Here is a 14,892-nt window from a genome sequence, read left to right as displayed (position 1 = left end):
GCTAGTCCGGTCTATTTTTGTTACATCAAGATTAGGTGCAGCGACGTGAGTTCCCATTGGCAAGAGGTTACAAATTAGTAGACATTTAACGCCATGAATCAGGAGAAATGCCCATGAGCAAAAAGATTGCAGTGATCCTTTCCGGCTGTGGCGTGTACGACGGCGCAGAGATCCATGAAAGCGTGATCACCCTGCTGCGCCTGGACCAGCGCGGCGCTCAAGTGGAATGCTTTGCACCCGACGTAGCGCAGTTGCACGTGATCAACCACCTCACGGGCGAAGAAATGCCCGAATCGCGCAACGTGCTGGTGGAATCCGCGCGCATCGCCCGAGGCGCCGTGAAGGATATTGGCCAAGCCAACGCCGCAGACTTTGACGCGCTGATCGTGCCGGGCGGTTTTGGCGCGGCCAAGAACCTGTCGAACTTTGCCGTGGAAGGCGCCGGCTGCAGCATCAACCCCCAGGTGCTGGCACTGGCTGAAGCCTTTGCCGAAGCGGGCAAGCCGGTGGGGTTGATCTGCATTTCGCCGGCCCTGGCCGCCAAGATCTACGGCCCTGGCGTGACCTGCACCATCGGCAACGATGCCGACACCGCCGCAGCCCTGGACAAGATGGGCGCCACCCACGTCGAATGCACCGTGGAGGACATCGTCGAGGACCAGGCGCGCAAGCTGGTGAGTACACCGGCCTACATGCTGGGCAAGAACATCAGCGAGGTGGCGTCCGGCATCAACAAGCTGGTGGATCGGGTATTGGAATTAACCCACGAAAACGACTGACTGATGGGGAAAGCACCTGTGGCGAGGGAGCTTGCTCCCGCTGGGTGGCGAAGCAGCCCCATCTAAGCTGACGCAGTGATTCAGATAAAACACTGACGACGGCTTTGGGGCTGCTGCACAGCCCAGCGGGAGCAAGCTCCCTCGCCACAGGTCAGGCTGGTTTCATCAAGCGGGTAAGAATTCGGTCCAGCGCATTGGCAAACGCCTGCTTGTCCTTTTCGCTGTGGGGCGGCGGGCCGCCGCCCATCTGGCCTTGCTCGCGCAGGTCGGTGAACAGGTTGCGCACCGCCAACCGCTCGCTCATGTTCGCAGGGCTGAACTCCTTGCCACGCGGGTCGAGGGCCGTGATGCCCTTCTTCACCAGTCGATCGGCCAAGGGCACGTCGCTGCAAATCACCAGTTCGCCGGGCACGGCGTGCTCCACCAGGTAATCATCGGCGGCATCCGGCCCGCTGGGCACCACGATCAGCTTCACACAGGCAAAGCTAGGCTTGATCTGGCTTTGCCCTGCGACCAGCACCACCTCAAACTGGCGCTTGAGGGCAAACTTCACCACTTGGTCCTTGGCCGCCCGAGGGCAGGCGTCGGCGTCGATCCACACGCGCATGCTACGCCGCCGCCCGGTGCTTTTCGGTCAGGCGGCTACGGCCATACAACACCACAATCGCCAGGATCGCCACGGCCTGTGCCCCCAACGAGTACGCATCGGCGTGGATGCCCAGCCAGTCGAAGTCAAAGAACGCCACTGGCCGCGTGCCGAAAATGCCCGCTTCCTGCAAGGCTTTCACACCGTGCCCGGCGAACACCACCGACAGCGCACACAGCAACGCGGCGTTGATGCCAAAGAACAGCGCCAGGGGCAACTTCGCCGAACCGCGCAGGATCACCCAGGCCAGGCCCACCAGCAGCACCAGCGCCGTGGCACCACCGGCCAGCACCGCGTTGTGCCCGGCAGGGCCGGCCTGCAGCCACAGGGTTTCGTAGAACAGGATCACTTCGAACAGTTCGCGATATACCGAGAAGAACGCCAGCACGGCAAACCCGAAACGCCCACCGCCGCCCACCAGGCTGCTCTTGATGTAGTCCTGCCAGGCCGCCGCGTGACGCCGGTCGTGCATCCACACGCCGAGCCATAGCACCATCACACTGGCAAACAACGCCGTGCAACCCTCAAGCAACTCACGCTGGGCGCCGCTGACGTCAATGACATAGGCCGCCAAGGCCCAGGTACCCAAACCCGCCAACAGCGCCAGGCCCCAGCCGACGTTGACGCTGCGCACCGCCGATTGCTGGCCGGTGTTACGCAGGAAGGCGAGGATCGCGGCCAGCACCAGAATCGCTTCCAGGCCTTCACGCAGCAGGATCAGCAAGCCAGAGATATAGCTCAACGACCAGCTCAGGCCATCGCCGCCCAGCAAACCAGCCGATTCAGTGAGTTTGCCTTTGGCTGCATCCAAGCGCTGCTGCACCTGCTCGATAGTCAAGCCGTCCTGCAACGATTGCCGATAGGCCATCAGGGCCTTCTCGGTGTCTTTGCGCACATTGGCATCGACGTTATCCAGGGAGCTTTCCACCAGCTCGAAGCCTTCCAGGTAGGCTGCGACGGATAGATCGTAAGCCTGCTCGTGGTCGCCGTTGCGGAACGCCGCGAGACTCTTGTCCAGGGTGGCGGCAGTGTAGTCGAGCAACTGCGCGGGGCCACGCTGAACCTGCGGCGGCTGCGCACGCTGGGCGCGGAATGTCGCCGCAGCGCCAGGGCCGTCAGCGGCGAGCACTTCAGTGGGGGTCTGGCGGGCCAGGTCGGCAAGGTTGAACGTCTGCTCGCCTTTGGCAGCGGCCGGGGCGGCCGTGAAGCCGGCGATATAGGTTGCCAGGTCCCAGCGCTGGCGGTCGTCCAGTTGGTCAGCGAACGACGGCATGTCGGTGCCTTCGACGCCCAGGCCGAGGGTGTTATAGATCGCGTAGAGGCTCAGGCGGTCCAGGCGCGTTGCATCGCGCAGGTTAGCCGGCGGTGGGGTCATGCCCACGCCTGCCGGGCCATCGCCGGCGCCCGTTGTGCCGTGGCACACCGAACAATGCTGGGCGTAGAGCGGCGCGCCGCGCGTCGGGTCCGGCGTGATGGCCGGGGCCTGGCTGACTTCATACGCCACGGCCAGCTTGGCGCCCAATTGACGAGCCTGGCGGGCAACGCTCGCGCCGTCCTGGTGGGCAGTGACCGCGGCCAGCAGCTCATCAACGCCCTTTACCAGCTCGGCGCGCTCAGGCTTGTCTGGCAACTCCGCCACCAGCCCCTGCAATACCCCGAGAAACTCGACTTGTTCGCGGTATTCAGAGTCATCCACCACCTTGCCCGCCTCTACCGTCGGTGGGTAGTCGGCGCCAATGTAGTCAAGCAAATGCAGGGCTTGCGGCGCGCCCTCGGCGGTCGCGGCCGACAGATTGAGGCTGCACGACAGCAATGCCGGCAACAGCAGCCAGGCGAGAAAGCGGAAAGGGGCGGTCATGAATGAATCTCAAGTGGAAATACGAAGTAACACTATTGTTGAGCTTTAATGGATTCGACTCAAGGTGTTATTTCATATCACGCTAAAGCCCGCTCCCACATTTTTGAGCCAGTCGCTTGGTCAGGCCGTGGCGCGATGCAGGCTGGCAAGGAAACCGGCAGCGCCGACAAACAAGCCAGCAAAGGTGCGGTTCACACGTTTCTGTTGTTTAGGCGTACGCAACAGGCGCAAGACTTTCGAGGCCAACCCTGTGTAGCCCGCCATCACGATCATATCGACGCTGATCATGGTCGCACCAAGGATCAGGTACTGGATCAACAACGGCGCCTGCGGGTTCACGAACTGCGGCAGCACCGCCAGCATGAATACCAGCGCCTTGGGGTTGCTGGCGTTGACCAGAAAGCCGCGGAACATCATCGCCATCGGTTTGCCGATCGGGCGTACGGCGGCGTCATCGGTCATGTCCATGGGCAACGCGCGCCATTGCTTGATGGCCAGGTACACGAGGTAGGCCACGCCGAACCATTTGATCGCATAGAACGCAGTAGACGAGGCCGCCAGAATGGCCCCCAAACCACCGGCGACCACAGCAATCTGCATCGCCAGGCCAAGTTGCAGGCCGATGGCGTTCCAGTAGCCACGCACAAAACCGTACTGTAGGCCGCTGGACATCGAGGCGATGGCACCGGCGCCAGGAGAAAGGGAGATGATCCAACTGGCCAGGAAAAAGGCCAGCCATGTATCGAGAGCCATTGCACACCTCGCAAGGGAGTTAGCGGTTGTGCCTTAAGCTAACTCCAGCGACCAAAGGCTGGCTACAGATTTCTGCAGGAGAGAGCTTGCTCGCGAAAAATGCACAGGCGATGCGGGCTGACTGCAAGCGCTGCGTTATCGTTGACGGTCTTCGCGAGCAAGCTTGCTCCTACAGGATGTTGGTGCCAGAGCCGGGCCAACGGCGTACCGAGCGCTGGAAGAACAGACTATTGGGCACCTGCACCATCGCGCTGCTGGTCCCGGCTTCCTCGACTTCGATCAGCGTGGTGTAGAGCAAGTTGATCGCCACGACCCGGCCCTTCACGCCCGGCTTGTCGACGGTGTCCACCAGCTCGACGATATCACCCAGGCGAAACGGCCCGACGGTAAAGATCAGGATCGCGCACAGCAAGTTGGACAGCACCGACCACATGGCGAAGAACGCCACGGCCGCCACCGCGACAAAGCCGGACAGGGCCGTCCACAACACCGTGGCCGACACACCCAGGCGGCCCAATACAAAGATCAGTGCACTGCCCATGATCAGCCAGCGCAAGCCGCCGCGCAGGGGCATCAGCAATTGCGGCGGGAGCGGGTAGCGCTCACCCAGGCGTGTCAGGCCTTTGGCGACAAAGCGCTGGGCCAGGTAGCCGGCCAGCAGGATCAGCAGGATTTGCACGCCAATCCAGATGGGCTCGATCCATTGCACCGGGACTGGCAATTGCAACGCTTCCATCAGGACAGCGCCTCCAGCTCCGCTTGCAGGGTTTCGAGCAATTCGAGGGCCTCCATCCAGGTTTCCTCCAGTTGCCCCTCGCGCACCTTGAGCTTGGCCTGTTCGGCCAGCAGGTCACGCAGCTCGTCCTTGCGCGCCGCCTCATACACGGCGCTGTCGCCCAGGCTGGCTTCGATCTTGGCCAGGCGCTCATGCACCTTGCCCAGTTCGGCTTCCAGCTTGTCGGCCTCACGTTTGTGCGGCGCCAACTGCTGGCGCAGCGCGGCGGCGGCCTGGCGCTGGGCTTTCTTGTCAGTCTTGTCCGGGTTGACCGGCGTGTTGCTGGCCGGCGCATTGCGCAGGCGGTATTCCGTCAGCCAGCGCGCGTAGTCGTCCAGGTCGCCGTCGAACTCTTCGACCTTGCCGTCGGCGACCAGCAGGAAATTGTCGGTAGTGCTCTTGAGCAGGTGACGGTCGTGAGACACCACCAATACCGCACCGCTGAACTCCTGCAGGGCCATGGTCAGCGCCAGGCGCATTTCCAGGTCCAGGTGGTTGGTCGGTTCGTCGAGCAGCAACAGGTTCGGGCGATCCCACGCGATCAGGGCCAGGGCCAGTCGGGCTTTTTCGCCACCGGAGAAATTCAGCACAGGTTCGTCAATGCGCGCGCCACGGAAGTCGAAACCGCCAAGGAAGTCGCGCAGGGTCTGCTCGCGCTCGGTCGGCGCCAGGCGTTGCAGGTGCAACAGCGGGCTGGCCTTGGCATCCAGGGAGTCCAGTTGGTGCTGGGCGAAGTAACCCACCACCGTGTTCTCGCCACGGGTCAGGCGGCCGGCCAGCGGCTCAAGCTCACCCGAGAGGTTCTTGATCAGTGTCGACTTGCCTGCACCGTTCGGGCCGAGCAAACCGATGCGTGCGCCCGGCGTGAGCTGCAGCTTGACCTTCTCAAGGATGGTTTTGTCGCCATAGCCCAGGCGAGCATCCGAGAGGTCCAACAGCGGGCTGGAGATCTTCACCGACTCACGGAAGACAAAGTCGAACGGCGAATCGACGTGGGCCGCCGACAGCTCTTCCATGCGCTCCAGGGCCTTGATCCGGCTCTGGGCCTGGCGGGCCTTGGTGGCCTGGGCCTTGAACCTTGCGATGTAGCTTTCCATGTGCGCACGTTGCGCCTGTTGCTTTTCAAAGGCCTGTTGCTGCTGGGCCAGGCGTTCGGCGCGAGCGCGTTCGAACGCGGTATAGCCGCCACGGTACAGAGTGATTTTCTTCTGTTCGACATGGGCGATGTTATCGACCACGGCGTCGAGGAAATCCCGGTCGTGGGAAATCAGCAGCAAGGTGCCCTGGTAACTCTTGAGGAAGTCTTCCAGCCACAGGATCGCATCGAGGTCCAAGTGGTTGGTCGGCTCGTCGAGCAGCAACAGGTCCGAGGGGCACATCAGCGCTTGGGCCAGGTTCAGGCGCATGCGCCAGCCACCGGAGAAGTCGGCGACCGGACGGTCCATCTGTTCGTTGGTAAACCCAAGGCCAGCGAGCATCTTGCGAGCACGGGCGTCGGCGGTATAGCCGTCGGCGCTGTCCAGCTCCGAGTGCAGGCGCGCCTGTGCGGCACCGTCCTGGGCTTTTTCGGCCTCAGCCAGGTCGTGCTGCACCTGGCGCAGGCGCAGGTCGCCATCGAGCACGTAGTCGATGGCGATACGGTCCAGGGTGTCGATCTCCTGGCGCATATGAGCAATGCGCCAGTCGGCCGGCAGCAGGCAGTCCCCCGAATCCGGGGTCAGCTCACCCAGCAACAAGGCGAACAACGTGGATTTGCCGGCGCCATTGGCTCCGATCAGGCCGGCTTTGTGACCGGCGTGCAGGGTCAGCTCGGCGTCTTCGAGAAGACGTTGCGGGCCACGCTGTAATGTTAGGCTTTGAAGTCGGATCATAATGGCGGCGGAGTCTACCAGCTTCGTTGGCCGCTGGCTTGGGTGTGAATATGTGCGCTGACCTGTGGAGCTTCGCCCTTTCGACCTACGCCCGCCCGGGCGTGGAGGCCGCTTGCCTGCGCTTGCAGGAGCAAGGGGCAGACGTGTGCCTGTTGTTGTGTGGTGCGTGGCTGGAATGGCGAGGTGTGGCATATAAGCCCGAACGCGTTCAGGCACTGCAGCAGATTGCCCAGCCGTGGCGGGTGCAGGTTGTCGAACCCTTGCGACAAATGCGCGGGCAATGGCGAGCCTTGGCCCAGCAGGATGCGCAATTGGCATTGCTACGAGAGCAGGTCAAGACGCTGGAACTGGAGGCCGAAAGAACGCTGCTGGCGCGCTTGGAAGCGCTGGCGCAGGCGTGGCCGATCAATGAGGTGCCGGGTCAGCAAGAATGGCTTGAAGGCCTGGCGACCGAAGCCGCCAACCTTGACCACGACGCGCTGCTGCAATTGCGCGCCATGGCCACCAACACTTAGGAAGCGCTGGTTGGGGTGGTGCTTGGCGCTACCGGTGCAGGGGTGCTGCTGGCCGATGCAGTTGGAGCGGTGGCTGCTGCCGGAGTAGCAGTGGGTGCTGCTGGAGTAGCTGGCTTTGCGGGCGCTGGCTTGGCAGCGGGCTTCGCGGCCGGTTTGGCGGCAGCAGGTTTAGCAGTTGGCTTAGCGGCTGGTTTGGCAGCAGCGGGTTTAGCGGCCGGTTTGGCAACTGCCGTTTTAGCGACTGGCTTGGCAGCTGGTTTGGCAGCAGCAGGTTTAGCAGCTGGCTTCGCGGCTGGCTTGGCAGCAGCAGTTTTAGCGGCTGGCTTAGCGGCTGGTTTGGCAGCAGTAGTTTTAGCAGCTGGCTTAGCGGCTGGTTTGGCAGCAGCAGTTTTAGCAGCTGGCTTAGCGGCTGGTTTGGCAGCAGCAGTTTTAGCGGCTGGCTTCGCGGCTGGTTTGGCAGCAGCAGTTTTAGCAGCTGGCTTGGCGGCTGGTTTGGCAGCAGCAGTTTTAGCGGCTGGCTTCGCGGCTGGTTTGGCAGCAGCAGTTTTAGCAGTTGGCTTGGCGGCTGGTTTGGCAGCAGCAGTTTTAGCAGCTGGCTTAGCGGCTGGTTTGGCAGCAGCAGTTTTAGCAGCCGGCTTGGCGGCTGGTTTGGAAGCAGCGGTTTTAGCGGCTGGCTTGGCGGCTGGTTTGGCAGCAGCGGTTTTAGCGGCTGGCTTAGCGGCTGGTTTGGCAGCAGTTTTAGCGGCTGGCTTCGCGGCTACTTTTGCAGGCGTACGAGCACCCAGTGCCTTAGCTACGGCTTCCTTCACACGGCCAACGCCTTGGGCCAATTTCAGGCTTTCTTGAGCGTCTTTTTTGAGTTGGGAAATGTAGCTGCGGGTTTCGGCTTGGCGATCCTTGAGAGCATCCAGCAGCTCTTCAAGTTCTTTGACCGCGCCTTTGGCTTTGGCTTGCGCCTTGGACTTGCCGGCAGTGGCGGCGTCTTGCAGTTTGGTGCGGGACTTGTGCAGTTTTTCTTGCGCTTTACCGCGTTGCTTTTCCAGTTTGGCGAGCAGTTTTTCTGCATCAGCCAAGGCTTGGGAGCACGCGCTTTCCAGATGTTCGAGCAGGCTGCCCGAAAGTTGTTGGAGCAAGTGCAACGGGGTATTTACAGGCTTCTGTTTGGCCGACATGGTTTACCTCCTGGCTGACGTGGGTGCGGCTCATACTAGCCCTCTGCTCTTACCGCCGCTAGGGCATGTTGACAGTATCGTTTGCGTTGCGTTGCAACGTGCGAAAATTCTTATCGATATAACGGAAAACCACGTCACTTTTTACGCAGCCGCACTGGCATAATCCGTCGCACTTTCGCCGGGAGAATGCCCATGTCGCGTTACCTTTTTCTAGTGTTCGGCTTGGCGATCTGCGTGGCCGATGCAAGCGAGCAACCCTCTTCAAACACCACCGCCGCTACCCCGCACGATCTTGCCTATAGCCTGGGCGCAAGCCTTGGCGAACGGTTGCGCCAGGAAGTCCCCGACCTGCAGATACAGGCTCTGCTCGACGGACTCAAGCAAGCCTACCAGGGCAAACCACTGGCGCTGGATAACGCGCGCATCGAACAGATCCTCGCACAGCACGAAGCGCAGAACGCCGCCGACGCCCAACGACCTCAAAGCGAAAAAGCACTCGCTGCCGAGCAGCAATTTCTCTCAAAGGAAAAAGCCACCGTCGGCGTTCGTCAGTTGGCCGATGGGATCCTGCTCACCGAGCTGGTAGCGGGCACTGGCAACAAGCCGTTGGCCAGCGATGAAGTGCAGGTTAAATACGTGGGCCGACTGCCTGATGGAACTGTCTTCGACAAAAGTACGCAACCGCAATGGTTTCGCCTCAACAGCGTGATCAGCGGTTGGAGCAGTGCATTGCAACAGATGCCGGTGGGTGCGAAATGGCGTCTGGTGATTCCTTCAGCCCAGGCCTATGGCGCAGACGGCGCAGGTGAGTTGATCCCCCCCTATACGCCGCTGGTGTTCGAGATCGAACTACTCGGCACTCGCCACTGACCCATAAAAAAACGGTGCGACATGCGCACCGTTTTCTTACCTCGCCACCAGCTTCAAGCCTGGGTGGCGGGTTCTTCCTTATGAGCGTTGTGCAGCACTTCGATCAAGCAATCTTCCAGCTCGAAACGCTCATGCAACAGCGCCCCCAACTCTTTGAATTTTTCCGCGACACATTTCCCGGCATCACACAGGTCGGTGAACGCCAGCAGCTTTTCAGTGATCACATCAATGCGCGGATAAAGCGTCTCAGCCAACTCCAGGCCACGCTGATCATCGAAGGCTTCGGCCTCCTTGGTCAGTTGCTCGTAGACGCCGAAATGGCCGGCAGACACGTAGTCCACCAACACCTCACAGAACTCCTGCAACGGCTTGCGATTCTCAGCCAACGCTTCGGGCTTGGCGCCGAGAGCATCAAAGGCCCGAACCAGTTCGTGACGTGCCTTCAACCAGCTGTCGATCAGCTTGTGCACCCCACCCCAGCGTTCCTGAGCATTCTGACAACTTTCCAACATGATGATCTCTCTTCCCTATTGGGGCGCCGCAGCTCTGTACCTGCGCAACACTTCAAGGATGAAGCAGCAGACGGACAAGGCCGTGTCTGACAAGCGGTTTGGATAACGCGTGCGGGCCAGATTATGCCCGCATGACTATGGCTTCAAGGTACGCAGGAGAGAATGTTCATACAAGTGTTTAATCCGCTCCTACAACCTGAGTCTCGTTTTCAAGGCGTTGCGAGGCGCAAATGCCTGTCGAACAACAACCGTGACACCTGCATGAACCCCAGGATCAGCATCGCCACGAAGAACAACAGACTCCACTCAGGCAGGCTCAGGTCAAACAGCGTCCAGTTGATTTCGACACAATCGACCGTGCCATTGAACACCGAGCGCATTGCCTGCCAGACAGACAGGTTTTCAAGCATATGCTGCACGCTGGGCCAGCAATCCCCGACCTGACTGGCCGGCCTGTTCTGCAACAGCACTTGCCTGCCTGCGGTGATGGCGCCCAACAACGCACAGGCCATGCTCGCCAGCCCGTAGAGGCAATGGCCGGAACGCCCAGGTCTATGAAGCGCGGCAATCAGGTTGATCAAAGCAAAAGACGCGAGGAACAGGCGCTGTACCTGACATAGAAAACAAGGTCGTAGCAGCGCGCCGTATTGAAGGTAGAAAGACGCGCCCAACGTCAGCGCACCCGCCATGAACGCCAGGAAAAACAAAGAGCGTAAAGGGGCCAAAGACATTGTTTATCCGCACTGCAAGAGATAGGTCGCTACGGTAGAGGAAAGGCCCGACCCCTTTCAATACGCCCTAGAGCAGACATTTCCTCGAAAACATAAGGACATCCCGCCACGGGCCCGAGGAAATTCAGTTACAGCAGGTAGGAATTAGTAACAAGGCCAGTTAAACCGAGTGTTTTCAAGCGTTGAAGGAGCGGGTGTCGGATCGGTCCGAGCCAACCCACTCACCCTTTCCTACTTCAAGCTCGCGCAGGCACCGGCAGCGGCGAAGACAGCAGGCGATTGTCGAGCAATCCCAAGCCTTCCTGAAACAGCTGGTTGCTGCGCTCGGTGTCGCCCAATTGGGCCAGCAGGCGAGCCAATTCGGCGCAGGCTTCGGGATTGCGCTGCACTTGCAGGCTGCTTTCCAGATAATCCCGCGCCTTGCCCCACAGACTGTTTTGCAGGCACAGACGGCCCAGCGTCAGCAACAGGCTGGCATCGCCTGGGTGGTCCTTGAGCCAGCCTTCGGCAAACTTCAATTGGCGCGCAGGATCACTGCCGCGCAACAGGCCGTACAACCGGATCAAGTGGCTGTCATAACCGCGCTTGAGAGCACCACGCAGCACTTCTTCGGCCTTGGCATCCGCGCCCAATCGACGCAGTTGGTCGGCATACGCCAACACCAGTTGTGGCTGTTGGCGCTGGGCAGTGGTCAGTTGCTCCCATGCGCGTTCCAAGGACTGCAACCCTGCTTCGCCTTGCTCTTCACGCTGGGCCGCCAGGCTCAGGTTCTCGCCCCAGGCGCGACGCTCCAGCTCGGCCAGTTCATTGGCGGGCAAGACTTTGTCCTTGCGCAGCTCAGGCAGCAGGCGAATCACAGACGACCAATCGCCACGCTGTTGATGCAGGCGTTGCAGTTGTCGCAGCACTTGCGCGTTATGCGGGTGACGCTCATGCATCGCCTGAAGAGTGACCAGCGCGCCTTCCGTATCACCTCGATCCATCTGCAATTGCGCGTGGCTCAAGGCAATGGCCAGTTCGGCCTGGGGCTGGCGCTCCAGAGCGCGCTCCAGCAAGCCGTCGGATTCCTCATAACGGCCCTGTTCATTAGCCGCACGGGCGGCACCGATGTAATACAGCAGCGGCTGACGCTCTGCTTCGGCGGCGCGGTGCAAGTGGCGCTCCGCACTGGCCCAACGTCCCTCGGCGAGGTCCATCTGGCCTTGCTCGATAGCGATCTGAACACGGCGGCTGCGATTGCGCCGTGACCAGGGGTTGACCACGCCACCGGATGTGGTGACCAGGCTCCACAACACGCGGACCAGATAAATCGCCAGGCCGATGGCAAACACCGCCACCAATGTCGCCCACAGGCTTGATTCGTAATGCAGCAGGTGAGGATAGGTAATCAACACGTAGCCGGTGTGCTTCGAAATGCCTACACCCAGGGCCAGGGCGAGCGCAATTGCGAGCACCAGGATCACATAGAAACGCTTCATCAGCTCTACTCCTGGGTCGCCGGTTTGCCAGCCGCGGCCTTGGCTTCGTCGGCCGACAGATGACGACGCTCAAGGTACGCCTGCACAGCGGCCAGGCTCGCGGCCAGGTCAGGCGTGACCACGGACACGGCCTTGGGCTCAAGCTCGGCAATGCGCGCCAGCATCGCCTTGCTCTGCGGGTTGTCCTGGTTGAAGTTGTCCTGCAACACGCTGCGCGCTTCCCCCAACGAGCGGCTGTAGACGGCCGCCTCGCCGTTAAGCGCAGCCCATTGGGCTTGCTCCAGTGCCAGGCTCAAGGCCAGGCGCACTTGGTTCAGGCCTTGGCCTGCCAGCAAGGGACGGATGTTGTCATCCGGGTTGAAGTCAATGCGGAAATAACGGGAGATCTGCTCCCACCACTGGCTCAACTGGTTCTGCGTATCGCTGGTGGGGCGCCCCTGGGAAGCAGGCTCCGTGAGCTGATACTCCGGGGCAATCGCCGCCAGTTGCACCACCTGGTCACGCAAGGCAGCCAATTGCAGGTACAGGCCGGTACGGTCCGGTTGCTCGGTGCTGCGCAGCGCGGCCAGGCTCTTGGCCAATTGCTCCCGTGCAGCGAAAGCCCCTGGGTCGCTCTGTTCGCGAAGAATCTCGTCGGCACCCTGGACCAGCGACTGGGCGCTGTTAATGTCTTGCAAGGCGGACAAACGCAAGCTGGCCAGACGGATCAGATGCTCGGCCTCGGCCAGGCGCCAGTCCTTGCGGCTGGCACCCAACACGGTTTCCAGACGCTGGTTGAGGCGCTGCTGATCTCCCTGCAACTGCGTGACCAGGCGGCGACGCTCTTCCAGCTCATCCGCACCCGGCAACTGCGCCAGGCGGGCGGCCAGCTGTTGCTGGCCTTGCTTGAGGCTCTGGGACTGGTCATCCAGGGTCTGCACCTGGCCCAGTTGGTGCTGGCTGCTGGCTTGCAGGGCACGGACCTGCCAGATCCCCCAGCCGCCGGCGGCTACGCCCGCAGCGCCCAACAGCAAGGCGACGACGGCCAGGCCATTGCCACGGCGTGGCGCGCTGACCGGTGTCTCGACCGGCGCATCAAGCGCGGGCTGAGCTTCATCTTTAGGCAAGGCTGTTTCGCTCACGTATCCGTCCTTTGCGTATCAGAGAGTGGGAACGGGATAGCTCCCTAACGCCACTAACAAAGCCGCGGCACTCGCGCCGCGACAATCCACAACTTTTTCTGCACCCGCAGCACGCGCCATTTCATATACACGCGGGCTGGGCACGAACAACGGCAGCTGTGCCACCTCTGGCCAATCGGGGCCGGCTGACGCGTGCAGGTGTAAAAAACCCTGCCCACTGCTGACCACCAGGCCGTTCAAGCGTTCCAACTGGATGCGTTGCATCAACGCGCCCTTTTCATACACCGGAAGAAAACGCCGATACAATTCCAGGTAATCGACACTAGCACCTTGCTCGCGTAAACGCTCTGCCAGCAACTCACGCCCGCCCTCGCCGCGCAGGATCAACACCCGGCCGCCCGGCAGTGCAATAGCCTCGCGCAAGGCGGGCAGTTCAAGCAAGGCCTCGCTATCGTCGCCAGTGGCGGGATAGTGAACCTTGAGGCCATGATCGGCCAGTATCTGTGCCGTCGCCGCGCCGACACTGAACCAGGGCATTGGCGGCACACTGTCCCCCAACCGCTGCAACGCCAGGCGTGCAGCCGGCTTGCTCACCACGATGACGGCACAATAGCGCGGCAGCGCGCCGAATACCGCGCGTTGCTCAGCAGTCACCGGCAAGGCTTCGGTCTCCAGCAAAGGCAGGCAGCTGCTGTGAATGCCGCTCTTGGCCAATAACGCCGCCACGGCCGTCGACTCCTCGGCAGGCCGCGTCAGCAGCACTCGCCATTTGGTCACTGCGGGCCGGCCTCGCCATAGACTTTTTGCAAAATGGCACCCGCGCCTTTTTCCAGCAGTTCCTCGGCAACCTGAATCCCCAGGGCCGTGGCATCACGCTGCGGCCCACGCACCTCGGCGGTCAGCAGGTTACCGCCGTCCGGATCACCGACCAAGCCACGAAGCCACAGGTTCTCACCTTCGAGTACGGCATAGCAGGCGATGGGCACTTGGCAGCCACCGTTGAGGTGTTTGTTCAAGGCACGCTCGGCGGTAACACGCACTTCGGTGTCCGCGTGATCGAGAGGCTTGAGCAGTGCGTGAATTTCGCTGTCGGCGGTGCGACATTCGATGCCGACTGCGCCCTGCCCGCCAGCGGGCAGGCTGTCTTCGACGCTGATGGCCGAGGTGATGCGGTCTTCAAAGCCCAGGCGGATCAGGCCGGCAGCGGCGAGGATGATCGCGTCGTATTCGCCGGCGTCCAGCTTGGCGAGGCGCGTGTTGACGTTGCCACGCAAAAAGCGGATCTGCAGGTCGGGACGCCGCGTCAGCAACTGGGCCTGGCGACGCAGGCTGGAGGTGCCGACGATACTGCCTGGCGGCAATTCGTCCAGAGACGCGAAGGTGTTGGAAACGAAGGCGTCGCGCGGGTCTTCGCGCTCGCAGATACAAAAAAGGCCCAGGCCTTCAGGGAAGTCCATGGGCACGTCTTTCATCGAATGCACGGCGATGTCGGCTTCGTTATCCAGCAGCGCAGTTTCCAATTCCTTGACGAACAGGCCCTTGCCGCCGATTTTGGACAGTGGCGAGTCCAGCAGCTTATCGCCGCGACTGACCATGGGCACCAGGGAGACCTTGAGGCCGGGATGGGCCTGCTCAAGGCGTGCTTTGACGTATTCGGCCTGCCACAAGGCCAAGGCGCTTTTACGGGTGGCGATGCGGATTTCGCGAGAGGACATGGATCAATCCGTACTGAATAGATACGGCGGATAATAACAGCTCAGGCAAATACGCTTTGATTTGAATCAGCAAGTGCGGGGCCTCCCTGGCCACGT

General features: G+C 61.5%; 14 protein-coding genes and 1 pseudogene. 3 read left to right on the top strand and 12 right to left on the bottom strand.

All coding sequences use genetic code 11. The annotated features are described in order from the left end of the window. The first annotated feature begins 113 nt into the window (after positions 1-113). The gene (gene elbB / locus ACTJLA_RS01655; RefSeq protein ID WP_294195179.1) at positions 114-779 is read left to right on the top strand and encodes an isoprenoid biosynthesis glyoxalase ElbB; all 666 of its coding nucleotides are present in this window, start codon (positions 114-116) and stop codon (positions 777-779) included. A gap of 151 nt (positions 780-930) precedes the next feature. On the opposite strand, the gene ACTJLA_RS01650 is transcribed toward elbB, so the two are convergent. The 5 genes from ACTJLA_RS01650 to abc-f all read right to left on the bottom strand — a co-directional run bounded on the left by ACTJLA_RS01650 (position 931) and on the right by abc-f (position 6,682). After that, entirely contained in the window at positions 931-1,386 is a 456-nt protein-coding gene (locus ACTJLA_RS01650) for a YaiI/YqxD family protein (protein ID WP_034129032.1), read from the bottom strand. 1 nt (position 1,387) lies between these two features. Then, positions 1,388-3,283: an FTR1 family protein gene (locus ACTJLA_RS01645; protein WP_313041758.1), complete on the bottom strand. Its 1,896-nt coding sequence runs from the start codon at positions 3,281-3,283 to the stop codon at positions 1,388-1,390. Between the two features lie 120 nt (positions 3,284-3,403). After that, positions 3,404-4,036 carry a LysE family transporter gene (locus ACTJLA_RS01640; RefSeq protein WP_005792425.1) on the bottom strand — a complete coding sequence of 211 codons (633 nt, stop codon included), beginning with the start codon at positions 4,034-4,036 and terminating at the stop codon, positions 3,404-3,406. A gap of 169 nt (positions 4,037-4,205) precedes the next feature. Beyond that, entirely contained in the window at positions 4,206-4,772 is a 567-nt protein-coding gene (locus tag ACTJLA_RS01635) for a mechanosensitive ion channel family protein (protein ID WP_314548595.1), read from the bottom strand. Then, positions 4,772-6,682, bottom strand: coding sequence for a ribosomal protection-like ABC-F family protein (abc-f, locus tag ACTJLA_RS01630; protein WP_014720438.1), 1,911 nt, complete (start codon positions 6,680-6,682; stop codon positions 4,772-4,774). The genes ACTJLA_RS01635 and abc-f overlap by 1 nt, the downstream gene beginning before the upstream one ends. A 50-nt stretch (positions 6,683-6,732) precedes the next feature. Here abc-f and ACTJLA_RS01625 point away from each other — a divergent pair, with 50 nt between their 5' ends. Beyond that, positions 6,733-7,197 carry a TIGR02444 family protein gene (locus tag ACTJLA_RS01625; protein WP_034129036.1) on the top strand — a complete coding sequence of 155 codons (465 nt, stop codon included), beginning with the start codon at positions 6,733-6,735 and terminating at the stop codon, positions 7,195-7,197. A gap of 269 nt (positions 7,198-7,466) precedes the next feature. Here the strand turns inward: ACTJLA_RS01625 and ACTJLA_RS01620 are convergent. Next, a pseudogene (locus ACTJLA_RS01620) lies at positions 7,467-8,369 on the bottom strand (AlgP family protein); the annotation flags it as partial. 192 nt (positions 8,370-8,561) lie between these two features. Here ACTJLA_RS01620 and ACTJLA_RS01615 point away from each other — a divergent pair. Continuing rightward, positions 8,562-9,239, top strand: a complete 678-nt coding sequence (locus tag ACTJLA_RS01615) for an FKBP-type peptidyl-prolyl cis-trans isomerase (RefSeq protein WP_034129038.1) — start codon at positions 8,562-8,564, stop codon at positions 9,237-9,239. 53 nt (positions 9,240-9,292) lie between these two features. Here the strand turns inward: ACTJLA_RS01615 and ACTJLA_RS01610 are convergent, their stop codons facing one another. The 6 genes from ACTJLA_RS01610 to hemC all read right to left on the bottom strand — a co-directional run bounded on the left by ACTJLA_RS01610 (position 9,293) and on the right by hemC (position 14,796). After that, positions 9,293-9,751 (bottom strand): Rsd/AlgQ family anti-sigma factor, encoded by a 459-nt coding sequence (locus ACTJLA_RS01610; RefSeq protein ID WP_057975310.1) that lies wholly within the window; start codon positions 9,749-9,751, stop codon positions 9,293-9,295. 209 nt (positions 9,752-9,960) lie between these two features. Then, the gene (locus ACTJLA_RS01605) at positions 9,961-10,482 is read right to left on the bottom strand and encodes a disulfide bond formation protein B (protein WP_034129040.1); all 522 of its coding nucleotides are present in this window, start codon (positions 10,480-10,482) and stop codon (positions 9,961-9,963) included. 236 nt (positions 10,483-10,718) lie between these two features. Beyond that, entirely contained in the window at positions 10,719-11,960 is a 1,242-nt protein-coding gene (locus ACTJLA_RS01600) for a heme biosynthesis protein HemY (protein WP_034129041.1), read from the bottom strand. A gap of 5 nt (positions 11,961-11,965) precedes the next feature. Beyond that, the gene (locus ACTJLA_RS01595; protein ID WP_034129042.1) at positions 11,966-13,081 is read right to left on the bottom strand and encodes a uroporphyrinogen-III C-methyltransferase; all 1,116 of its coding nucleotides are present in this window, start codon (positions 13,079-13,081) and stop codon (positions 11,966-11,968) included. Between the two features lie 18 nt (positions 13,082-13,099). Beyond that, complete coding sequence (locus ACTJLA_RS01590) at positions 13,100-13,858, bottom strand: uroporphyrinogen-III synthase (RefSeq protein ID WP_054896010.1); 759 nt, start codon at positions 13,856-13,858, stop codon at positions 13,100-13,102. Next, positions 13,855-14,796: a hydroxymethylbilane synthase gene (gene hemC, locus ACTJLA_RS01585; protein ID WP_034129044.1), complete on the bottom strand. Its 942-nt coding sequence runs from the start codon at positions 14,794-14,796 to the stop codon at positions 13,855-13,857. The genes ACTJLA_RS01590 and hemC overlap by 4 nt, the downstream gene beginning before the upstream one ends. Positions 14,797-14,892: the final 96 nt, after the last annotated feature.

Source organism: Pseudomonas sp. 22072 (assembly GCF_052046095.1).
In the GTDB taxonomy this organism is placed as follows: Bacteria; Pseudomonadota; Gammaproteobacteria; order Pseudomonadales; family Pseudomonadaceae; genus Aquipseudomonas; species Aquipseudomonas paracarnis.
The sequence above is the reverse complement of the archived record's forward strand: the minus strand, read 5'-3'. Positions and strand labels throughout refer to the sequence as shown.